General features: G+C 59.4%; 18 protein-coding genes and 2 pseudogenes. 11 read left to right on the top strand and 9 right to left on the bottom strand.

The window, feature by feature from the left end; translation table 11 throughout:
- Nucleotides 1-65: 65 nt before the first annotated feature.
- Entirely contained in the window at nt 66-392 is a 327-nt protein-coding gene (locus ABLU50_RS10535; RefSeq protein ID WP_004205420.1) for a cupin domain-containing protein, read from the bottom strand.
- A 139-nt stretch (nt 393-531) separates the two neighbouring features.
- On the opposite strand from ABLU50_RS10535, the gene ABLU50_RS10530 reads away from it, so the two are divergent.
- The gene (locus ABLU50_RS10530) at nt 532-1,245 is read left to right on the top strand and encodes an aspartate/glutamate racemase (RefSeq protein ID WP_004205421.1); all 714 of its coding nucleotides are present in this window, start codon (nt 532-534) and stop codon (nt 1,243-1,245) included.
- Here ABLU50_RS10530 and ABLU50_RS10525 read toward each other — a convergent pair.
- The gene (locus tag ABLU50_RS10525; RefSeq protein WP_004205422.1) at nt 1,211-2,137 is read right to left on the bottom strand and encodes a LysR family transcriptional regulator; all 927 of its coding nucleotides are present in this window, start codon (nt 2,135-2,137) and stop codon (nt 1,211-1,213) included. The two genes, ABLU50_RS10530 and ABLU50_RS10525, sit on opposite strands and share 35 nt — an antisense overlap.
- 136 nt (nt 2,138-2,273) lie before the next feature.
- Between ABLU50_RS10525 and lysA the strand changes: the two genes are divergently transcribed.
- Entirely contained in the window at nt 2,274-3,536 is a 1,263-nt protein-coding gene (gene lysA, locus ABLU50_RS10520) for a diaminopimelate decarboxylase (protein WP_057213041.1), read from the top strand.
- Here the strand turns inward: lysA and ABLU50_RS10515 are convergent.
- Nucleotides 3,529-4,530, bottom strand: coding sequence for a LacI family DNA-binding transcriptional regulator (locus ABLU50_RS10515; RefSeq protein ID WP_004229436.1), 1,002 nt, complete (start codon nt 4,528-4,530; stop codon nt 3,529-3,531). The two genes, lysA and ABLU50_RS10515, sit on opposite strands and share 8 nt — an antisense overlap.
- Nucleotides 4,531-4,829: 299 nt before the next feature.
- Between ABLU50_RS10515 and ABLU50_RS10510 the strand changes: the two genes are divergently transcribed.
- The 4 genes from ABLU50_RS10510 to ABLU50_RS10495 all read left to right on the top strand — a co-directional run bounded on the left by ABLU50_RS10510 (nt 4,830) and on the right by ABLU50_RS10495 (nt 8,919).
- Nucleotides 4,830-6,167 (top strand): PTS transporter subunit EIIC, encoded by a 1,338-nt coding sequence (locus ABLU50_RS10510; protein WP_004205429.1) that lies wholly within the window; start codon nt 4,830-4,832, stop codon nt 6,165-6,167.
- Nucleotides 6,168-6,174: 7 nt separating this feature from the next.
- Nucleotides 6,175-7,602, top strand: coding sequence for a glycoside hydrolase family 1 protein (locus tag ABLU50_RS10505; RefSeq protein WP_087833217.1), 1,428 nt, complete (start codon nt 6,175-6,177; stop codon nt 7,600-7,602).
- A gap of 67 nt (nt 7,603-7,669) precedes the next feature.
- Nucleotides 7,670-8,443 carry a GntR family transcriptional regulator gene (locus ABLU50_RS10500; protein ID WP_004205433.1) on the top strand — a complete coding sequence of 258 codons (774 nt, stop codon included), beginning with the start codon at nt 7,670-7,672 and terminating at the stop codon, nt 8,441-8,443.
- On the top strand, nt 8,440-8,919 hold the full coding sequence (locus ABLU50_RS10495) for a GNAT family N-acetyltransferase (RefSeq protein ID WP_017899241.1): 480 nt from the start codon (nt 8,440-8,442) through the stop codon (nt 8,917-8,919). The genes ABLU50_RS10500 and ABLU50_RS10495 overlap by 4 nt, the downstream gene beginning before the upstream one ends.
- Here the strand turns inward: ABLU50_RS10495 and galR are convergent.
- Nucleotides 8,880-9,896, bottom strand: a complete 1,017-nt coding sequence (galR, locus tag ABLU50_RS10490; RefSeq protein ID WP_002915981.1) for an HTH-type transcriptional regulator GalR — start codon at nt 9,894-9,896, stop codon at nt 8,880-8,882. The genes ABLU50_RS10495 and galR overlap by 40 nt on opposite strands.
- Nucleotides 9,897-9,989: 93 nt before the next feature.
- On the opposite strand from galR, the pseudogene ABLU50_RS10485 reads away from it, so the two are divergent.
- The 3 genes and pseudogenes from ABLU50_RS10485 (at nt 9,990) to lplT (ending at nt 13,862) form a co-directional block, all read left to right on the top strand.
- Nucleotides 9,990-10,254: pseudogene (locus ABLU50_RS10485) on the top strand (hypothetical protein).
- A 262-nt stretch (nt 10,255-10,516) separates the two neighbouring features.
- Entirely contained in the window at nt 10,517-12,676 is a 2,160-nt protein-coding gene (gene aas / locus ABLU50_RS10480) for a bifunctional acyl-ACP--phospholipid O-acyltransferase/long-chain-fatty-acid--ACP ligase (protein WP_087833219.1), read from the top strand.
- Nucleotides 12,669-13,862, top strand: coding sequence for a lysophospholipid transporter LplT (gene lplT, locus ABLU50_RS10475; protein WP_043520877.1), 1,194 nt, complete (start codon nt 12,669-12,671; stop codon nt 13,860-13,862). The genes aas and lplT overlap by 8 nt, the downstream gene beginning before the upstream one ends.
- Nucleotides 13,863-14,060: 198 nt before the next feature.
- Here lplT and ABLU50_RS10470 read toward each other — a convergent pair whose 3' ends face one another.
- From ABLU50_RS10470 to ABLU50_RS10450, 5 genes and pseudogenes are all read right to left on the bottom strand, one after another.
- Nucleotides 14,061-15,101 carry an NADP(H)-dependent aldo-keto reductase gene (locus ABLU50_RS10470; protein ID WP_008806332.1) on the bottom strand — a complete coding sequence of 347 codons (1,041 nt, stop codon included), beginning with the start codon at nt 15,099-15,101 and terminating at the stop codon, nt 14,061-14,063.
- 221 nt (nt 15,102-15,322) lie between these two features.
- Nucleotides 15,323-15,541, bottom strand: coding sequence for a YgdI/YgdR family lipoprotein (locus ABLU50_RS10465; RefSeq protein WP_002915974.1), 219 nt, complete (start codon nt 15,539-15,541; stop codon nt 15,323-15,325).
- 123 nt (nt 15,542-15,664) lie between these two features.
- The gene (locus tag ABLU50_RS10460; RefSeq protein WP_087833220.1) at nt 15,665-16,378 is read right to left on the bottom strand and encodes a TerC family protein; all 714 of its coding nucleotides are present in this window, start codon (nt 16,376-16,378) and stop codon (nt 15,665-15,667) included.
- A gap of 63 nt (nt 16,379-16,441) precedes the next feature.
- Nucleotides 16,442-17,137: a DNA mismatch repair endonuclease MutH gene (mutH, locus tag ABLU50_RS10455; protein WP_023319078.1), complete on the bottom strand. Its 696-nt coding sequence runs from the start codon at nt 17,135-17,137 to the stop codon at nt 16,442-16,444.
- A gap of 88 nt (nt 17,138-17,225) precedes the next feature.
- A pseudogene (locus ABLU50_RS10450) lies at nt 17,226-17,366 on the bottom strand (hypothetical protein); the annotation flags it as partial.
- A gap of 453 nt (nt 17,367-17,819) precedes the next feature.
- Between ABLU50_RS10450 and rppH the strand changes: the two are divergent.
- Nucleotides 17,820-18,350: an RNA pyrophosphohydrolase gene (rppH, locus tag ABLU50_RS10445; protein WP_004205443.1), complete on the top strand. Its 531-nt coding sequence runs from the start codon at nt 17,820-17,822 to the stop codon at nt 18,348-18,350.
- Between the two features lie 12 nt (nt 18,351-18,362).
- Nucleotides 18,363-20,609, top strand: coding sequence for a phosphoenolpyruvate--protein phosphotransferase (gene ptsP, locus ABLU50_RS10440; RefSeq protein ID WP_004205444.1), 2,247 nt, complete (start codon nt 18,363-18,365; stop codon nt 20,607-20,609).
- Nucleotides 20,610-20,643 lie beyond the last annotated feature (34 nt).

The following is a 20,643-nucleotide window of genomic DNA, read 5'->3' as shown; positions in this document are numbered from 1 at the left end:
GCGGCATCTTTTTTAGCGCGTGCTGTGAAACCTGAATCGGGGGCGGCGATCGCCCCCGTTTTTCATCAGCGTGCGAGAAAATCTTCGCGGATCGGGGTAAAGGTGTCGAGCAGCGTGCCGGGCTGCAAACAGACGCAGCCGTGCATGATCCCCGGCTGCTTATACAGCGTATCGCCAGCGCTGACGACGCGCGTCTCCTCGCCGATAGTGAACTCGAACTCGCCCGAGAGCACATAGGTGAGCTGTTCGTGAGGATGGTTATGCATCGGGCCGACGGCGCCGGCGGCAAAATTCACCTCTACGGCCATCATTTTGCCGTCGTGCGCCAGAATGCGGCGGGTTACGCCATTGCCGAGGTCTTCAAGGGTGGTGTCTTTATGGAAAATAAACATCGGGCGATCCTGTTGTTAAAATGAAACGTTGTTTCACTTAACTTATCCCACTCTTCATGAAAAAGAAATACGCGGCCAGAGAAGTGGAAAGTTGATCACAAGTTTGTTTCACTGGCAGAAACGACATAAGGAGCAGAAGATGAAAACCATTGGCCTGTTAGGCGGCATGAGCTGGGAGTCAACGATCCCTTACTATCGCCTGATTAATGAAGGCGTGAAGGCGCGACTGGGTGGGCTGCACTCCGCCAGCCTGGTGCTGCACAGCGTCGATTTTCACGACATCGAAGCCTGTCAGTCCGCCGGCGACTGGGATCGCGCCGGGGCGATCCTTGCCGAAGCCGCGGTCGGGCTGCAGCAGGCGGGTGCCGAGGGCATTGTTCTGTGCACCAACACCATGCACAAGGTAGCGGATGCCATCGCCGCCCGCTGCCAGGTTCCCTTTCTGCATATCGCCGATGCCACCGGGCGGGCGATTGCCGCCAAAGGCCAGCGGCGGGTCGCGCTGCTGGGCACCCGCTATACCATGGAGCAGACCTTTTACCGCGGTCGTCTGCAGGAGCAGTTTGCCATCGAGACGCTGATCCCCGAGGCCGACGATCGGGCGCGGATCAATCAGATCATCTTCGACGAGCTCTGTCTCGGCACCTTCAGCGAGGCGTCGCGGGACTATTATCTGCAGACGATCGCCGCCCTGGCGGAGCAGGGAGCGGAAGGGGTTATTTTCGGCTGTACAGAGATAGGCCTGCTGGTGCCTGCCGAGCTCAGCCCGCTGCCGGTCTTTGACACCGCGGCGATCCATGCGGAAGACGCGGTCAACTTTATGCTCTCTGCAGGACCGACGCCAGCGGCGTGAGGATCTGCGGCAGACTCTGCTGCAGGTGCGTCACGAAGGCATCGACCAGCGCCGAGCGCGGGCGATGGAGCGGGCGGATCAGGCTGACGGTAAACGGCACCTCGACGCTGAAGCGGCGCACCACCACGCCGCTATCGGCATAGTCCAGAGCGGTCAGCGGGTTAACCACCGAGATCCCGGCGCCGGCGCGCACCATGGCGCAGATCGAGGCCGCACTGTGGGTTTCGACCACCATCCGCCGTTTAACCTGATGCTCAAGGAACAGGGCGTCGAGCAGCTGGCGATAGCTGTCGGTGCGCGACAGGCTGATGTAGTTTTCGCCCTGAAAATCGGCGGGGGTCAGCGTCGTCTGCGCCGCCAGCGGATGGCCGGCGGGCAGCACGCAGACTTCATTCAGCGTCAGCAGCGGAGTGCGTTCGGTGCCCGCCGGGGTATGCAGGGTCTCCGTCAGGCCAAGGTCATGGCGCTGGGCGGAGAGCCACTCCTCCAGCAGCGGCGACTCCTGGGGGACGATCTGCAGGCTGACCTCCGGGTAGCGGGCGAGAAACGGCGGCAACAGCAGCGGCAGAAAGGACTGGGAAAACACCGGCAGGCAGGCGATCGACAGCTCGCCCTGGCGGAACTCGCGCAGGCTCTCGGCGGCGCTGACGATGCGGTCCAGGCCGTACCAGGAACGCTGAACCTCCTCAAACAGGCGCAGGCCCTGCACGGTTGGCTGCAGGCGACCGCGGGTCCGCTCAAACAGCTGCAGGCCGAGCACCTTCTCAAAGCGCGCCAGCTCGCGGCTGACGGTGGGTTGCGAGGTGTGCAGCATCCTCGCGGCTTCGGTCAGGTTGCCGGTGGTCATCACCGCGTGAAAGATTTCGATATGGCGCAAATTGACGGCTGGCATGCGGTCTCCCTGAGGCTCTGCTGTAACCATATCATTTTTGCATAGAGTCGCGATAAAACGATATTTTTTATTGGTCAGGCACTGTGGCGTAATCAGAAAAAACAGCGACCAACACACGCACTGCACCGGAGTTTTTATGCCACATTCGCTTTACGCCACTGATACCGATCTAACCGCGGACAACCTGCTGCGCCTGCCGGCGGAATTTGGCTGCCCGGTCTGGGTCTATGATGCGCAGATTATTCGCCGCCAGATTGCCCAGCTCAGCCAGTTTGACGTGGTGCGTTTTGCGCAAAAAGCCTGCTCTAACATCCATATTCTGCGTCTGATGCGTGAGCAGGGGGTGAAGGTGGACTCGGTGTCGCTGGGGGAGATCGAGCGTGCGCTGGCGGCAGGCTACGATCCGCAGCAGCATCCAGAGGATATTGTCTTCACCGCCGATCTGATCGACGACGCCACCCTCGATCGCGTCAAGGCGTTACAGATCCCGGTGAACGCCGGTTCGATCGACATGCTAAGCCAGCTGGGGGAGGTGTCGCCGGGCCATCGCGTCTGGCTGCGCGTCAACCCGGGCTTTGGCCACGGCCACAGCCAGAAAACCAATACCGGCGGTGAGAACAGCAAGCATGGCATCTGGTACAGCCATCTGCCGGCGGCGCTGGAAGTGATGCGTCGTTATCAGCTGCAGCTGGTGGGGATCCATATGCATATCGGCTCTGGCGTCGACTACGGTCACCTGGAGCAGGTGTGCGGCGCGATGGTGCGCCAGGTTGTCGACTTTGGCCAGGATCTGCAGGCCATCTCCGCCGGCGGCGGCCTGTCTATTCCTTACCGCGAGGGTGAAGAGGCCATCGACACCGCCCACTATTACGGCCTGTGGAACCGCGCCCGGGAGCAGATCGCCACCCATCTGGGGCACCCGGTGAAACTGGAGATTGAACCCGGACGCTTCCTGGTGGCCGAGTCCGGCGTGCTGGTGTCGCAGGTGCGCAGCGTGAAAGAGATGGGCAGCCGCCACTTCGTGCTGATTGACGCCGGCTTTAACGACCTGATGCGCCCGGCGATGTACGGCAGCTATCACCATATCACCGCTCTGGCGGCGGATGGGCGCGATCTCAGCGCCGCGCCGCAGGTGGAGACCGTGGTGGCCGGGCCGCTGTGCGAGTCCGGAGACGTCTTTACCCAGCAGGAAGGGGGTAAAGTCGAGACCCGTCTGCTGCCGGCGGTGGCCCCAGGGGATTATCTGGTGCTCCATGACACGGGCGCCTACGGGGCCTCGATGTCATCCAACTATAACAGCCGTCCGCTGCTGCCGGAGGTGCTGTTTGATGGCGGCAAGGCGCGGCTGATTCGTCGTCGCCAGACCATCCAGGAGCTGCTGGCCTTAGAGCTTATTTAAAAAACGGTCCCGTCGTTACCGACTCGCGCAACACCAGCGTGCCGGTGAACGGCGGGATCGTTTCGATCGGCTGCTGATTAGCAAGCTTGATCGCCTGATCGATAGCCGTGGTGATCATGTTGTCGATGGGCAGATAGACCGTCGACAGCCCCGGCTCCAGCCATTTCGCGCTTGGCGCATCGTCGAAGCCAAACAGCGACACATCCTGCGGAATACGCAGCCCCGCCTGATGCAGCGCCTTTGAGGCCCCCAGCGCCATATCATCGTTACAGGAAAACAGCGCGCTGAAGCGGGCTTTCTCGTCCAGCAGTTCCCGGCACAGCTCGTAGCCGCGGGTCATCGTCGAGTCCCCGTATTTCACCCGGCTCGGATCCCATTCAATACCATGTTTTATCAGCGCGTTGCGATAGCCCTGCAGGCGCGCCTGGCCGGTGGGGGTGTGCATCGGGACGGTGATGCAGGCGATATCGCGGTGGCCCTGGGTAATCAGATACTCCACGGCCTGGAAGGCGGCTTCCTGCTGTTCGAAAAACACGCAGCGTTCGCGGGCCTGCGCCACATCACGGTTAATCACCACCAGCGGCATGGCGATCGAGTTAATCAGCGACATGATCGCCTTCTCGCTCATATGCCGGGTATAGAGGATGATCGCATCGCACTGCCGGTCGGCGAGCATCTGCACCGCTTCCTCTTCGCGCTCCGGCGTATCATGGCCGTCGGTGACGATAAGCTGTTTTCCCCAGGCTTCGGTCTGGCGTGACGCCTGCTGCAGCAGACGGCCAAAGTAGAAGCCGTCAAAGGTGGAGACAACCAGCCCGATACTGTTGCTGGTCTGATTGGCCAGCGAGCGGGCAAGGAAATTCGGCCGGTAGCCCAGCTCTTCCATCGCTTTAAAGACCTGTTGGCGGGTGCTCTCTTTCACCTGACCTGTGCCGTTCAACACGCGGGAAACCGTCGCTTTCGAGACGCCTGCGCGAATTGAGACATCCAGCATTGTAGCCATTCATCGATTCCTGATTTCACGTGGTAAGGCGCAGTTTATCACAGACCGAAAAGGGACATATCGACGGGGCGGGGCGGAAAAACCATCGCGATCACGCTTTTAGCAGGAACTGACCAACCGGCGTTATCTGGTATGCCAATGGCTGTTTTTATCGATATTTGGGATACCACGAAGCGGGTTGCGAGCGCTGTCACAGAACAATTTTTGCCTGGCGACTATGTTTTGGTATGCCAAAAGTCTCTGGCTGTCCACCTGGCCGCAATAAGCCCTTTACTCTGAGGTACTCTTTTATGGCATTACAGGACAAACTGATCGACGCGCTGGGGCGTTTCGCGACGACATTCAACAGCTATCGCTACATTATGGCGATCAAATCGGCGTTTATTACCCTGATGCCGGTGATCATCGTCGGGGCCTTTTCGGTGCTGATCTCCAATATGGTGCTGGATCCGAAGAATGGGCTCGCCAGCTTTTCCTCACTCTCCTTTCTCGCGGCGCTGAAGCCGATCACCAGCGCGCTGAACTACGCCACGCTCAACTTCCTCAATATCGGCGCCGTGTTTCTGATCGGCATTGAGCTGGGGCGGATCAACGGCATCAAAAGCCTGTTTCCCGGCCTGCTGGCGGTGATCTGCTTTATCTGCGTCACGCCGACCACGGTGGAGATGATGGTCGATGGCCAGATGCACGTGGTGAAAGATGTCCTGCTGCGTCAGTTCTCCGATACCCGTAGTCTGTTCCTCGGAATGTTCATCGCCATTCTGTCGGTCGAGATTTACTGCTGGCTGGAGGGGCGCAAGGGGCTGAAGATCAAGATGCCGGATACCGTGCCGCCGAACGTTTCTGCCTCTTTTTCCGCGCTGATCCCGGCGATCATCACCACCACCGCGATCGCCACCTTTGGTTTTCTCTTCCACCAGCTGACGGGAATGTATCTCTACGATGCGGTCTACCAGGTGGTGCAGCAGCCGCTGGAGCGGGTGGTGCAGAGCCTGCCGGGGATCCTGCTGCTGATGTTCGTCGCCCAGCTGTTCTGGGTGATCGGTATTCACGGCAACCAGATGATCAAGCCGATCCGCGAGCCGCTGCTGCTGGGGGCGATCACCGTCAATATGAGCGCCTTTGAGCAGGGGAAAGAGGTACCGAACATCATCACGATGCCCTTCTGGGATGTTTACATGAGCATCGGCGGCTCGGGGCTGACCATCGGCCTGCTGATTGCGGTGATGATCGCCACCAGGCGCAAAGAGATGAAAGAGATCGCCAAGCTGTCGATAGGCCCGGGGCTGTTCAATATTAACGAGCCGGTGATCTTCGGGATGCCGATCATGCTCAACCCGATCCTCGCCATCCCGTTTATCATCACCCCGCTGGTGACCGGCAGCATCGGCTATTTCGCCACCCTGACCGGCTTCGCCGGCAAGGCGGTGGTGATGGTGCCCTGGACCACGCCGCCGCTGATCAACGCCTGGCTGTCCACCGCCGGCTCGATGGGGGCGGTGGTGACCCAGCTTATCTGCATCGTCGTCGCGGTGCTTATCTATCTGCCTTTCGTCAAAATTGCCTCCCGCCGTGCCGATGCTGCACAGCGTCAGGCCGATAATCAACAGACCGCCAACCCTGTCTGAGGAGCCTATGACTACCGTACGGATGACCATTCCCGATGATTTTATCCTTGGCGCGGCGGCTTCCGCCTGGCAGACCGAGGGCTGGAGCGGAAAAAAACCGGGGCAGGACTCCTGGCCCGATCTCTGGTACAAAAACGACCGCCACGTCTGGCATAACAGCTATGGCCCGGCGGTGGCTACCGATTTTATTAATCGCTTTCAGGAAGACGTGCAGCTGATGAAGCTGGCCGGGCTGACCCACTACCGCACCTCGATCAACTGGTCGCGCTTTCTGATCGACTATGAAAACGTCACGGTGGATGAGGAGTATGCGGCCTATTACGACCAGCTGTTCGATGCGTTACTGGCCAACGGCATTACGCCGATGATCTGCCTTGAGCATTACGAATTACCGGGCTATCTGCTGGAAAAGTATGGCGGCTGGGGGTCGAAAAAAGTGGTTGAGCTGTTTGTGCGCTACGCGGAGCAGGTCTTTGCCCGCTACCACCTGAAGGTAACCCGCTGGTTTACCTTTAATGAGCCGATCGTGATGCAGACCCGGGTCTATCTGGATGCCCTGCGCTGGCCCTATGAGCAGAACACCAGCACCTGGATGCAGTGGAACTACCATAAGGTGCTGGCGACCGCCTGCGTGGTGAAGCGATTTCGCGAACTCGGCTATCCCGGGACCGTCGGCTGCATCCTCAATCCGGAGGTGACCTACCCACGCTCCCGCGCCCCGCATGACCTGCGCGCGGCGGAGATCTACGATCTGTTCTACAACCGTATGTTTCTCGACCCGCTGGTGCACGGGGTCTGGCCGCCGGCGCTTCTCGCGCTGCTTGAGCAGCATCAGGTAACGTGGGAGGCCAGCGCGGAGGAGCTGGCGATTATCCGCGAGCACACCGTCGATGAGCTGGGGATTAACCTTTACTATCCGCACCGGGTCAAAGCCCCGTCGCGGGCCTGGCATCCGCATACCCCGTTCCATCCAGCCTGGTATTATGAGCCGTTTGAGCTGCCCGGCCGGCGGATGAACGCCTCCCGCGGCTGGGAAATCTACCCGCAAATCATCTTTGATATGGCGATGCGGATCAAAAATGACTATCGCAACATCCCGTGGTTCGTGGCCGAGAGCGGGATGGGGGTGGAAAACGAAGGCCAGTTCCGTAACCGCGAAGGCGTCATCGATGACAGCTACCGCATTCGTTTTATCAGCGAACATCTCTGGCACACCCTGCGCGCCCGCGAGGCAGGGGCCAACTGCCAGGGCTATATGCTGTGGGCGTTTACCGACAACGTGTCGCCGATGAACGCTTTTAAAAACCGCTACGGGCTAATCGAAATCGATCTGCAAAACCATCGCGCCCGGCGGCCCAAAGCTTCGGCGTACTGGTTTCGTCAGCTCGGCGAACGGCGTGAGCTGGTGCTGGATATCGACGATGAATACCGCTAGCGGGGAGCAATCTTTGCTAAGATAGCGGCGTATTCGACTCGCAGGCATGTAACGCACAGGTGATTTTGTGGAAAAAGCGATAATTCCGCCGGAAAAGAAGCCCTATCAGGAGATTGGTGATGACCTGCGCGCCCAGATTGCGCAGGGGCGCTACCCGGTCGGGTCGCGTTTGCCGCCGGAACGCCATATTGCCGAAACCTATGGCGTCAGCCGGACCATTGTGCGCGAAGCGCTGCTGATGCTGGAGCTGCAGGGGACGGTGGATATTCGTCAGGGATCCGGCGTGTACGTCATGCGTATCCCGCATGAAAACGACAGCGAAGAAGAGCAGTTGCTCAGCAGCGACGTCGGTCCGTTTGAAATTCTCCAGGCGCGCCAGCTGCTGGAGAGCAATATCGCCGCCTTTGCCGCGAAAATGGCCACCCGCGCCGATATCGATAATCTGAAGCGGATTATCGAGCAGGAGCAGCGGGCTATCGCCCTCAACGACACCGCCCAGGATAACGCCCGCCTGTTCCATCTGGTGCTGGCCGGGGCGACGCAGAACCAGATGCTGTTGGCGACGGTGGAGCGGATCTGGCTGCAGATGGACAGCAGCCCGCTGTGGCAGCAGTTCAATGTGCATATTGCCAGCCGCGCCTGGCGGCTGAAGTGGCTCGGCGACCGGCAGACGCTGCTCGCCGCGCTGCGGCGTCGCGATGTGATGGGCGCCTGGCAGGCGATGTGGCAGCATCTGGAAAACGTCAAAAACAGTCTGCTGGAGCTGTCCGATGAAGACGCCCCGGACTTTGACGGCTATCTGTTCGATTCGGTGCCGATTTTTCAGGGGAAGCTGGTATGACGATCCTGCCGCTGTACGCCGCGCCGCAGTTCGCCCGGCAGGTGACCGACTGGCTGTGGCAGGCCTTTGGCGGCGAGGCGCTGCCGCGGGAGTTTTTCGCCAGCATTGTGCAGCATAGCCAGACGGCGGAGGCGCTACCGCTGACCTTTATTGCCGTGGAAGGGGAGCAACTGCTCGGAACGATTGGCCTCTGGCGCTGCGATTTGATAAGCCGCCAGGATCTGTTTCCCTGGCTGGCGGCGCTGTACGTCGCGCCCGCCGCTCGCGGTCAGGGGCTGGCCGGACAGCTGCAGCGGCATGTGATCGATTATGCCCGCCGCGCGGGCTATCAGGAGCTTTATCTCTACTCCACCTGCCGCGATTTTTATGAACGCTTCGGCTGGCGCTACATCGGCGAGGGCCTGGATTATCCGGCCACCGCCGTGCATCTCTATCGCTACGACTTATCGCCTTCCTGCGGGGCCACCACCGAATGACGGCGCACCAGCGTCGGGCTGAACAGGTGGGTGATCTCCGGCGCCGGGCGCTGCTCCGCCAGGGCTAAGGCCAGCTCGGCCGCCTGGGTCGCCATCGTGACGATCGGGTAACGGACAGTGGTCAGCCGCGGGCGGACATAGCGCGAAATCAGGACATCGTCGAAGCCGATCAGCGAAATTTCCCGCGGGACGTCGATACCGTTGTCGTTCAGCACCCCCATCGCGCCGGCGGCCATCGAGTCGTTATAGCAGGCGACGGCGCTAAAGTGGCGGCCGCGGCCAAGCAGTTCGGTCATCGCCTGTTCGCCGCCGCTTTCATCCGGCTCGGCAAACGTGACCAGCCGGTCGTTGCACGGCAGGCCGCTCTCCTCCAGCGCCGCGTAGTACCCCTGCAGGCGATCTTCCGCATCAGAGATATCGTGGTTTGAGCACAGATAGCCGATACGCGTGTGCCCCTGCTGGATCAGGTGGCGGGTCGCCAGCCAGGCGCCGTAGCGATCGTCCAGCGCCACGCAGCGGGTTTCATATCCGGGCAGGATGCGGTTGATCAGCACCATGCCGGGGATCTGTTTCATCAGCCCCGCGAGTTCCTCATCGGGGATCATTTTGGCGTGCACCACCAGCGCCGCGCAGCGGTGGCGGATCAGCTGCTCTATCGCCTGGCGCTCCTTTTGCACGTTGTGGTAGCCATTGCCAATCAGCAAAAAATTGCCGGTGCGGTAGGCCACCTGTTCGACGGCTTTGACCATCGCGCCGAAGAAGGGGTCGGAGACATCGCCCACCACCAGGCCGACGGTTTCCGTGGACTGCTGGGCCAGCGCCCGGGCGTTCGCGTTGGGGTGATAGTTGAGGGTTTCCATCGCCGCGCCCACGGACTGACGCGAGGCTTCGCTGGCTTTGGGAGAGTTGTTGATGACGCGGGAGACGGTAGCGACGGAGACTCCTGCGAGTCGGGCTACATCCTTAATTGTCGCCATACCATGCCTTTTATAGGGTAAGCGTTTACATACTGCTATGTTACGGGAAAGAGCGGCAGATTCAAGGCGCGGCGGCGAAGGAATGGCGCAAATGTGATTCAGAGCGGGCTTATCGTTGACCTGTTTACATTGACGCTATCAGTAATTGAAACCGGCTCGGGGAAATACAAACCTTTGCTTACACTTTGCGATGCGCTGTTGCGAATGTTCGCTGGTTTGTCCGCCGAGCAGGTTGATATTCTGGCTATCCCAGAGGTATTGATAGGTGGAGTCAACGTCAAGTTGACCACTTTACTTACACCAGCCTGCGCAGATGCGCAGGTTTTTTTTTGCCCGTGGCCGGCGTTGTTACAGATAGCGAAAATCGTAATAACTGGTTGCACTTAGGCTCACTCACTTGCGTTTTCCCGCTGGCCCGAAGCGGGCGAAAAACGCGACAATCGAGATCCCAGAGGTATTGATAGGTGAGTTTCTCAGGTACGCTCTTCGTACTGGACGTCTTACACCAGCCTGCGCGGATGCGCAGGTTTTTTTTATTCTGAAAATCCCCCCGCCGCACTGCTTTCCCACGCCTTCTCGTGTAACCTGCTTTGACTCATCACCGGTCACATGGAGTTGTTATGCTATTGGGATTTTTCAGACTGCTGTTCAAGGGGTTATACCGGGTCAGACTGACCGGCGATACGCAGGCTTTGCACCAGCAAAAAGTCTTAATTACCCCGAACCACGTCTCTTTCCTCGACGGCATTCTGCTGGCGTTGTTTTTGCCGGTCCGACCGGTTTTTGCTGTCTATACCTCAATCAGCCAGCGCTGGTTTATGCGTGTGCTGACGCCGATTATCGATTTTGTGCCGCTGGACCCGACCAAGCCGATGTCGATCAAACATCTGGTGCGCCTGATCGAACAGGGGCGGCCGGTGGTCATCTTCCCGGAAGGGCGAATCTCGGTCAGCGGCTCGCTGATGAAAATTTATGACGGCGCCGCCTTTGTCGCCGCCAAATCGCAGGCGACCATCGTGCCGCTGCGCATTGAAGGCGCTGAACTGACGCCCTTCAGCCGGCTGAAGGGGCTGGTAAAGCGTCGCCTGTTCCCGCGGATTCAGCTGCACCTGCTGCCGCCTACCCATCTGCCGATGCCCGAGGCGCCGCGCGCCCGCGACCGGCGCAAAATCGCCGGGGAAATGCTGCATCAGATCATGATGGAGGCCCGGATGGCGGTGCGCCCGCGGGAAACCCTGTATGAGTCGCTGCTGGCGGCGCAAGACCGCTTCGGCGCGCGCAAACCCTGCGTGGAGGATATCAACTTCCAGCCGGATACCTATCGCAAGCTGCTGACCAAAACCCTGTTTGTCGCCCGCATTCTGGAAAAATATAGCCAGCAGGGTGAGAAGATAGGCCTGATGCTGCCCAACGCCGGCATCAGTGCGGCGGTGATTTTCGGCGCGATCGCCCGCGGGCGCATTCCGGCGATGATGAACTATACCGCCGGGGTGAAAGGACTCAGCAGCGCCATCGCCGCCGCGGAACTCAAGACCATTTTTACCTCGCGCACCTTCCTCGATAAAGGCAAGCTCTGGCACCTGCCGGAGCAGCTGACCCAGGTGCGTTGGGTGTTCCTGGAAGATCTCAAAGGCGATATCACCCCCGCAGACAAACTGTGGATTTTCGGCCATCTGCTGGCGCCGCGTCTGGCGCAGGTTAAGCAGCAGCCGGAAGACGCGGCGATGATCCTCTTCACCTCCGGCTCGGAGGGCAACCCGAAAGGGGTGGTGCACAGTCATAAAAGCCTGCTGGCCAACGTCGAGCAGATCAAAACCATCGCCGACTTTACCGCTAACGACCGCTTTATGTCGGCGCTGCCGCTGTTCCACTCTTTTGGCCTCACCGTCGGCCTGCTGACGCCGCTGCTTACCGGCGCGGAGGTGTTTCTCTATCCCAGCCCGCTGCACTATCGCGTGGTGCCGGAGCTGGTCTACGATCGCAACTGCACTGTGCTGTTCGGCACCTCGACCTTCCTCGCCAACTATGCTCGCTTCGCTAACCCCTATGATTTCTATCGTCTCCGCTACGTGGTCGCCGGGGCGGAGAAGCTGCAGGAGAGCACCAAACAGCTGTGGCAGGATAAATTCGGCCTGCGTATTCTCGAAGGCTATGGTGTGACCGAGTGCGCCCCGGTGGTCTCGATCAACGTGCCCATGGCGGCGAAGGTCGGCACCGTGGGGCGGATTCTGCCGGGGATGGACGCCCGCCTGCTGGCGATGCCTGGCATTGAGCAGGGGGGACGACTGCAGCTGAAAGGGCCGAACATTATGAAAGGCTACCTGCGGGTGGAAAATCCCGGGGTGCTGGAAGCGCCGACGGCGGAAAATCAGCACGGCGAAAAGGAAGCGGGTTGGTATGACACCGGCGATATCGGGACTTTCGATGAGCAGGGCTATGTCCGCATCCAGGGCCGTGCGAAGCGCTTCGCCAAAATCGCTGGCGAAATGATCTCTCTTGAGATGGTGGAGCAGGTGGCCCTCGGCGCGTCGCCGGACAAAATGCACGCCACGGCGATTAAACAGGACGCCAGCAAAGGCGAGGCGCTGGTGCTGTTTACCACCGATAATGAACTGACTCGCGAAGCCCTGCTGCGCTACGCTCGCCAGCACGGCGTACCGGAGCTGGCGGTGCCGCGCGATATACGCTGGCTGAAACAGCTGCCGGTGCTCGGCAGCGGCAAGCCAGACTATGTCACCCTGAAAAATATGGTCGACGAGGCGGAAACAACTCATGAGTGAGTCAGTGCATACTAACCCGTCGCTGTATTCGAAAGGGATGATGGCGGTGATCTGCGCTCAGTTCCTGTCGGCCTTCGGCGACAATGCGCTTCTCTTCGCCACCCTGGCGCTGATGAAGCAGCTCTATTATCCGGAGTGGAGCCAGCCGGTCCTGCAGATGTTGTTTGTGGGCGCTTACATCCTTTTTGCCCCCTTTGTCGGCCAGTTCGCCGACAGCTTTGCCAAAGGCCGGGTAATGATGGTGGCCAACGGCCTGAAGCTACTTGGCGCCGGCTGTATCTGCTTCGGCGTGAATCCGTTTCTCGGCTATACGCTGGTGGGGATTGGCGCCGCCGCCTATTCGCCGGCCAAGTATGGCATTCTCGGCGAACTGACCACCGGCGATAAGTTAGTGAAGGCTAACGGACTGATGGAGTCCTCGACCATCGCGGCGATCCTGCTGGGCTCCATGGCCGGCGGGATCCTCGCCGACTGGCACGTGCTGGCGGCGCTGATCGTCTGCGCGCTGGTCTACGGTGGGGCGGTGGTGGCTAACCTGTGGATACCCAGGCTGCCGGCGGCGCGTCCGGGGCAGTCATGGCGTTTCAAGCCGATGACGCACAGCTTCTTCAGCGCCTGCCGCACGCTGTGGCGCAACGGCGAAACCCGCTTTTCGCTGATGGGCACCAGCCTGTTCTGGGGCGCTGGCGTGACCCTGCGCTTCCTGCTGGTGATCTGGGTGCCGGTGGCGCTGGGCATTACCAGCAACGCCATGCCTACCTATCTTAATGCGATGGTGGCGGTGGGGATTGTACTGGGAGCCGGGGCGGCGGCGAAGCTGGTGACCCTGGAGACAGTGTCGCGCTGTATGCCGGCCGGGATTTTGATCGGTATCGCGGTGATAGCCTTTGCCGTGCAGCAGTCGCTGCTGCCGGCGTTCGGTCTGTTGCTGCTGCTCGGGGTGTTCGGCGGCTTCTTTATCGTGCCGTTGAACGCGCTGCTGCAGGAGCGCGGGAAACATTCGGTCGGGGCGGGTAACGCGATTGCGGTACAGAACCTGGGCGAAAACGTGGCGATGCTGCTGATGCTGGGGCTCTATTCTCTGGCGGTAAGTGTGGGCGTGCCGCCGGTCGCTGTGGGAATAGGCTTTGGCGCGGTGTTTGCTGTGGCCATCGCCGCGCTGTGGGTCTGGGGGCGGCGTAAATAACTTCTCGTCGCGGTTGACTTGAAATCGTCGCCTCTGCCAGGCGCGCGGCAGAGAGAAACCCCCGGGTTGCGGCTTGCGCCTGATCCGGGCTACCGCGGCTACTGAGGCGGCTACCCGCCCTGGGTAGCGTAGGCCCGGTAAGGCGTAGCCGCCACCGGGCAACAACGCGACGCCAGAAGCTGGCGTCGACAGGTTGTGCTACGGTGCCGGGTAGGTATAAACCTGATGCACCGCTTCAATCTCCGCTAATACCTCTTCGCTCAGCTCAAGCTGCAAACTTTCCACGTTGGCCTGCAGCTGCGCCATGGTCGTCGCCCCCAGCAGGGTGCTGGCGACAAACGGCTGCCGACGCACAAAGGCCAGCGCCATTTGCGCCGGATCGAGGCCGTGGCGTTTGGCGATATCTACATAGGCCGCTACCGCTTTCTGCGACTGTTCGCTGCTGTAGCGCGTAAAGCGGCTGAACAGCGTATTGCGCGCCCCCGCCGGCTTCGCGCCGTTGAGGTACTTCCCGGTCAGGGTGCCGAAAGCCAGGCAGGAGTAGGCCAGCAGCTCCACGCCTTCGAACTGGCTCACTTCCGCGAGGCCGACTTCAAAGCTGCGGTTCAGCAGGCTGTAGGGGTTCTGAATGGTCACGATCCGCGGCAGGTCGTGCTTATCCGCCAGGTGCAGATAACGCATCACGCCGAAGGCGGTTTCATTCGATACGCCGATGTAGCGGATCTTGCCGGCGCGCTGGAACTCGGTCAGCGCTTCGAGGGTATCCAGCAGGGTCACCGCAGGGGCTGCGTCGGCCCAGGTGTAGCCCAGTTTGCCAAAGCAGTTGGTGGGGCGCTGGGGCCAGTGTACCTGGTACAGGTCGAGATAATCGGTCTGCAGACGCTTCAGGCTGGCGTGCAGCGCCTCGCGGATATTTTTCCGGTCCAGGACGTGGTTTGGTCGAATACTGCTGTCGTTATTGCGCGCGGGCCCGCTGACCTTCGAGGCGAGCACCAGCTTTTCGCGATTGCCGCGTTTCGCCAGCCAGTTGCCGACGTAGGTTTCAGTTAGCCCCTGAGTTTCCGGGCGCGGCGGGACAGGGTACATTTCGGCGACATCGATCAGATTGATGCCGTTGGCGACTGCGTAATCGAGCTGCTGATGGGCATCGGCCTCGCTGTTCTGCTCGCCAAAGGTCATAGTTCCCAGCCCGAGGGTGCTGATTTCAAGTGAACTGTGTGGGATACGGTGATACTGCATAGCCAGCTTCCTTTTTATTTATAAGGTCAGGCATTCCCCGACAAAGGAGTATCAACATGGCAGAGGGTGAGAAAAAGAGGAAGTAAAAAAATCAAAAAAGCCGGGTGACGAGGAGGAGCGGTGGGTGAAACCCGCGGTGTCCTGGTGTGTCCCGACTCTTCTCAGAAGGCTGGTTGTCGGTAAGCGCAGCGTCAACAGAGGCTGGGGCCGACGGGGAAAAATTAACGCTTAATGATTTGTGAAACGTCGTCACGATTGATCTGCATTTTATTACCCTGCTGATCTTCGTAGCTGATAAGACCGGTATCGTCATCCACGGTAGGTTTACCGTCGGTCAGGATCATGCGCCCATCTTTGGTCGCCATGACGTAATCGCTGCTGCAACCGGAAACCGAGAACGCCAGTCCTACGGCGGAAATCAATACTGCCCATTTTTTCATCGTCATCACCTCTTGAGTAGCTGCACCCCATACCCGTCTATTAATAGCCTGATTTGTGAGACATAAAAAGCAGTAAAGTCTGAAAAAGGGTTGCAGCCTGTGACCAGGCTGCAATTTTGTGGTTTACAGCGGGTTTTTCTTATTGCGCAGCAGGTTAAGACTCTCAACGGCAATAGAGAAGAACATGGCGAAGTAGATGTATCCCTTCGGCACATGGACGTCGAAACTTTCCAGCATTAGGGTAAAGCCAACGAGGATCAGGAACGACAGCGCCAGCATTTTCACCGACGGATGACGGTCAACGAAATCGCCGATAGGTCGTGCGGCGAACATCATTACCCCCACCGCAATCACGACCGCCGCCATCATAATAAACAGATGGTCCGACAGACCGACGGCGGTGATCACCGAGTCGAGGCTAAAGATGATGTCCAGCAGCATGATCTGCACGATGGCGCCGAGGAAGGAGTGAACGTTAGTTTTCAGCCCCTCCTCTTCACCTTCGATAGACTCATGGATCTCTTTACTGGCTTTCCAGATAAGGAACAGTCCGCCTAACAGCAAGATCAGATCGCGAAACGAAATCTCCTGACCGAGGATGGTGAAGAGCGGGTTGGTCAGCTTAACGACCCAGGCGATAGAGGCCAGCAGCGCCAGGCGCATGACCATCGCCCCCATTAAACCGATCCGTCGCGCGTGAGCGCGCTGGGCGGTGGGGAGCTTGGCCACGACCAGAGAGAGAAAAATAATATTATCGATCCCGAGCACGATCTCCAGCAGCGTCAAGGTGCCCAGCGCCAGCCAGGCGTTAGGATCGGTTATCCATGCAAATAACATTGTTCAAAGTCCTGCAAAATAGAAAGCAGCAATTATATGCACGCCCCAACGCAGAACAAAAAATTAATCGTGTTGTAACAAGAAATGGCGGGCGAGCAGGGCGGCGGTGAAATTCTTTTTCAGGTAGAAACCGCGCGGCAGGGTGAGGATCGTCTCCCCGCGGGCGCCGATGGCTTCGGTCAACGCCTTGCTGTTGGCCGCTTTCGGTCTTAACTGCAGCACCTCGCCGTGGCGGGCGGTAATGCGCTCCACCTCACCGAGGACAATAAGATCCATCAGCTCTTCCCAGTCCATGCGCAGCTGGCGCTCCTCTTCTTCGTTCGGACTCCACAGCAGCGGTGCGCCGACGCGTCGCGCCGCCAGAGGAATGGTGCGCTCTCCTTCCACCGGGATCCACAGGACGCGCTGCAGCTTATGCCGCACATGGCTGCTCTCCCAGGTGACGCCGCTATTGCCGGTTAACGGAGCGACGCAGACAAAGGTGGTCTCCAGCGGACGACCCCGGCTGTCGATAGGGATCGTTTTGAGCTCCACCCCCAGCGCGGCGAAATCCTGTTCGGGTTTACTGCCCGCGCTGGCCCCCAGCCACAGCTCCAGCAGGATGCCCGTCCAGCCTTTATCACGCTTCAGATCGCGGGGAATGGGGATCCCGGCCAGCGCCGCCAGCTCGCCCAGCGTATAGCCGGCCAGCTGTCGGGCCTGGGCCAACAGCTGTTCCTGACTTTGCGGCGGAGAGGAGAGAGGAGCGATAGCGGGCATAGGGCGACACCTTTGGCTAAAAAATGAGCGCTAATTTTGCGCGTTGTGGATAGAGTTTACCGTTTTCTGAGTAACTATACCAATCCCATGATTTATATGCCTTTTTAAGGTCATTGCGCTGCGGGTGAAAACCATGAAAACAGGTTTTCCAGAACTGGTCACTGACAATAAACAGGATCTTACACCATGTTATCCACAGAAAAGTGGGATAACTGGGGAAAAGCCCCACTACTGGTTCGATTTACAGCCTTGACGTGCGACGAAAATCGAATTTTTAGAGAAAATCTGCCCGCGACCTGCGCGTAATCTGTGGATAAAATCGACATTGTTCGATCTTTCATCAGTCGGCGGATCGTATGTGTGATGATCGTCACGTTATGCTGTAATAAGTGAAAGGAATATATTCTAACTTAATGAATATGCTATCATTATTATAAGGTGTTAGCGGTGCGATGTTCAGATTACTCCGGGTTTTCCCGGGTTAATTCCGTACTTCTTCACAACTCTATCCACAGAAAAAGTGAATAAAATCGGCCGTCGGGCGCTTTCGCTGTTTATAACTCTGGCAATTACTGTGAGTTATTCAAATGTTATCCGTTCTCAGTGTGCGAACAGAGTGGTTTACCGTTTCCGACGAGTGTGAAACAATCATTCACATTGAAGCTTATCTTGAGGTAGTCCGGTGATTGATGACGATGGCTACCGCCCAAATGTCGGTATTGTAATCTGTAATCGTCAGGGCCAGGTCATGTGGGCCCGACGCTATGGTCAGCACTCGTGGCAGTTCCCGCAAGGGGGCATAAATCCAGGAGAATCCGCAGAGCAGGCGATGTATCGGGAATTGTTTGAAGAGGTCGGGTTAAGCCGTAAAGATGTGCGGATCCTGGCCTCAACCCGTAACTGGCTGCGTTACAAGTTGCCTAAACGTTTGGTGCGTTGGGACACAAAGCCGGTTTGTATCGGCCAGAAACAAAAGTGGTTTCTTTTGCAGTTGATCGGTAACGACGCGGACATCAATATGCAAACCAGCAGCACGCCTGAATTTGATGGCTGGCGCTGGGTGAGTTACTGGTACCCGGTTCGTCAGGTGGTGTCGTTCAAACGCGACGTCTACCGCCGGGTGATGAAAGAGTTCGCCAGCGTAACCATGTCGCTGGCGGAGAGCGCCCCTAAGCCGCAAAGCGCGCCTGCTTATCGACGTAAAAGAGGTTAAGCCACGCACATTATGCTCACTCGGTTGCGAGAAATAGTCGAGAAGGTCGCGAGTGCGCCGCGTTTAAACGAGGCGCTGGATATTCTGGTGACAGATGTCTGCCAGGCGATGGAGACGGAAGTCTGCTCGGTTTACCTGGCTGACAATGACCGACGCTGCTATTACCTGATGGCCACCCGCGGGTTAAAAAAACCTCGCGGGCGCACCGTTGCGCTGGCGTTCGATGAAGGCCTGGTGGGGCTGGTTGGCCGCCTGGCGGAGCCCATCAACCTCGCCGATGCGCAAAAACACCCCAGCTTCAAGTATATCCCCGCCGTCAAAGAGGACCGCTTCCGCGCCTTCCTTGGCGTGCCGATCATCCAGCGCCGCCAGCTGTTGGGCGTGCTGGTGGTCCAGCAGCGTGAGCTGCGCCAGTTTGATGAAAGCGAAGAGTCTTTCCTCGTCACCCTCGCCACCCAGATGGCGGCGATCCTCTCCCAGTCCCAGCTGAACGCCCTGTTTGGCCAGTATCGTCAGACGCGCATTCGCGCTCTGCCGGCCTCTTCCGGGGTGGCGATCGCCGAGGGCTGGATGGACGTCAGCCTGCCGCTGATGGAACAGGTGTATGAAGCCTCGACGCTGGATACCGCCTCGGAACGTGAACGCCTGACCGGCGCGCTGGAAGAAGCGGCCAACGAGTTTCGTCGCTACAGCAAACGCTACGCCGCCGGCGCGCAAAAAGAGACGGCGGCGATCTTCGATCTCTACTCGCACCTGCTCTCCGACGCCCGCCTGCGTCGCGAGCTCTTTGCCGAAGTCGACAAAGGCGCCGTCGCCGAGTGGGCGGTCAAAAAGATCATTGAGAAGTTCGCCGAACAGTTTGCCGCGCTGAGCGACGGCTATCTGAAAGAGCGGGCCGGCGACCTGCGCACGCTGGGTCAGCGTCTGCTGTTCCATCTCGACGACAGTATTCAGGGCCCCAACACCTGGCCGGCGCGCATTATCCTCGTGGCGGACGAGCTGTCGGCCACCACCCTCGCCGAAGTACCGCAGGATCGCCTGGCCGGCGTGGTAGTGCGCGATGGCGCCGCCAACTCCCATGCCGCCATTATGGTGCGGGCCCTTGGCATCCCAACGGTGATGGGCGCCGATATTCAGCCCTCGCTGTTGCATGGCCATACGCTGATTGTCGATGGCTATCGCGGTGAGCTGCTGGTGGATCCTGAACCTGTTCTGTTACAGGAATATCAGCGCCTTATCAGTGAAGAGAACGAGCTCAGCCGCCTGGCGGAGGACGATCTCCAGCGTGCGTCGGAGTTGAAAAGCGGCGAGCGGGTAAAAGTCATGCTCAACGCCGGCTTAAGCCCGGAGCACGAAGAGAAGCTCGGCAGTTTTGTGGACGGCATTGGTCTGTACCGTACCGAAATTCCCTTTATGCTGCAGAGCGGCTTCCCCTCTGAAGAGGAGCAGGTCGCCCAGTATCAGGGCATGCTGCAGATGTTTAACAGCAAACCGGTGACCCTGCGTACCCTGGACATCGGCGCGGATAAACAGCTGCCGTACATGCCGATCAGTGAAGAGAACCCATGCCTCGGCTGGCGCGGGATCCGCATCACCCTCGATCAGCCGGAGATCTTTTTGATCCAGGTGCGGGCGATGCTGCGCGCCAACGCCGCCACCGGCAACCTCAGCATTTTGCTGCCGATGGTGACCAGTCTGGAAGAGGTCGATGAGGCCCGCCGGCTGATCGACCGCGCCAGTCGGGAAGTGGAAGAGATGATCGGCTACGCCATCCCGCGTCCGCGTCTGGGGGTGATGCTGGAGGTGCCGTCGATGGTCTTTATGCTGCCGCAGCTGGCCAGCCGGATCGATTTTATCTCGGTAGGAACGAACGACCTGACCCAGTACCTGCTGGCCGTCGACCGTAACAATACCCGGGTCGCCAGCATGTATGACAGCCTGCATCCTGCGGTATTGCGGGCGCTGGCGATGATCGCTCATGACGCGGAGCGCTTTGGCATCGATCTGCGACTGTGCGGCGAGATGGCAGGCGACCCGATGTGCGTGACGATCCTTGTCGGTCTCGGTTATCGCCACCTGTCGATGAACGGCCGCTCGGTGGCGAGGGTGAAATATCTGCTGCGCCGCATCGATATCGAAGAGGCGCAGGAGCTGTCTCGTCGCAGCCTCGAAGCCCAGATGACCGCCGAGGTGCGCCATCAGGTGGCGGCCTTTATGGAGCGTCGCGGTCTCGGCGGCCTGATCCGCGGCGGGCGGTAGCGATATCCCGGGTGAGGCGTAAGCCGTAACCCGG

It is taken from the genome of Klebsiella sp. GG_Kp173, assembly GCF_040062415.1.
GTDB lineage: Bacteria > Pseudomonadota > Gammaproteobacteria > Enterobacterales > Enterobacteriaceae > Klebsiella > Klebsiella quasipneumoniae.
Note: the sequence above shows the minus strand (reverse complement) of the source record. Positions and strands in the feature narration are given on the sequence as shown.

Bases quoted from the DNA above. Each gene is read 5' to 3' on its own strand.
- aas (WP_087833219.1), top strand. From the start codon at position 10,517: ATGCTATTGGGATTTTTCAGACTGCTGTTCAAGGGGTTATACCGGGTC.
- ABLU50_RS10510 (WP_004205429.1), top strand. From the start codon at position 4,830: ATGGCATTACAGGACAAACTGATCGACGCGCTGGGGCGTTTCGCGACG.
- ABLU50_RS10535 (WP_004205420.1), bottom strand. From the start codon at position 392: ATGTTTATTTTCCATAAAGACACCACCCTTGAAGACCTCGGCAATGGC.
- galR (WP_002915981.1), bottom strand. From the start codon at position 9,896: ATGGCGACAATTAAGGATGTAGCCCGACTCGCAGGAGTCTCCGTCGCT.
- lplT (WP_043520877.1), top strand. From the start codon at position 12,669: ATGAGTGAGTCAGTGCATACTAACCCGTCGCTGTATTCGAAAGGGATG.
- ABLU50_RS10525 (WP_004205422.1), bottom strand. From the start codon at position 2,137: ATGCCAGCCGTCAATTTGCGCCATATCGAAATCTTTCACGCGGTGATG.
- ABLU50_RS10470 (WP_008806332.1), bottom strand. From the start codon at position 15,101: ATGCAGTATCACCGTATCCCACACAGTTCACTTGAAATCAGCACCCTC.
- ABLU50_RS10460 (WP_087833220.1), bottom strand. From the start codon at position 16,378: ATGTTATTTGCATGGATAACCGATCCTAACGCCTGGCTGGCGCTGGGC.
- ABLU50_RS10515 (WP_004229436.1), bottom strand. From the start codon at position 4,530: ATGCTGGATGTCTCAATTCGCGCAGGCGTCTCGAAAGCGACGGTTTCC.
- ABLU50_RS10505 (WP_087833217.1), top strand. From the start codon at position 6,175: ATGACTACCGTACGGATGACCATTCCCGATGATTTTATCCTTGGCGCG.
- lysA (WP_057213041.1), top strand. From the start codon at position 2,274: ATGCCACATTCGCTTTACGCCACTGATACCGATCTAACCGCGGACAAC.
- ABLU50_RS10465 (WP_002915974.1), bottom strand. From the start codon at position 15,541: ATGAAAAAATGGGCAGTATTGATTTCCGCCGTAGGACTGGCGTTCTCG.
- ABLU50_RS10495 (WP_017899241.1), top strand. From the start codon at position 8,440: ATGACGATCCTGCCGCTGTACGCCGCGCCGCAGTTCGCCCGGCAGGTG.
- ABLU50_RS10530 (WP_004205421.1), top strand. From the start codon at position 532: ATGAAAACCATTGGCCTGTTAGGCGGCATGAGCTGGGAGTCAACGATC.
- mutH (WP_023319078.1), bottom strand. From the start codon at position 17,137: ATGCCCGCTATCGCTCCTCTCTCCTCTCCGCCGCAAAGTCAGGAACAG.
- ptsP (WP_004205444.1), top strand. From the start codon at position 18,363: ATGCTCACTCGGTTGCGAGAAATAGTCGAGAAGGTCGCGAGTGCGCCG.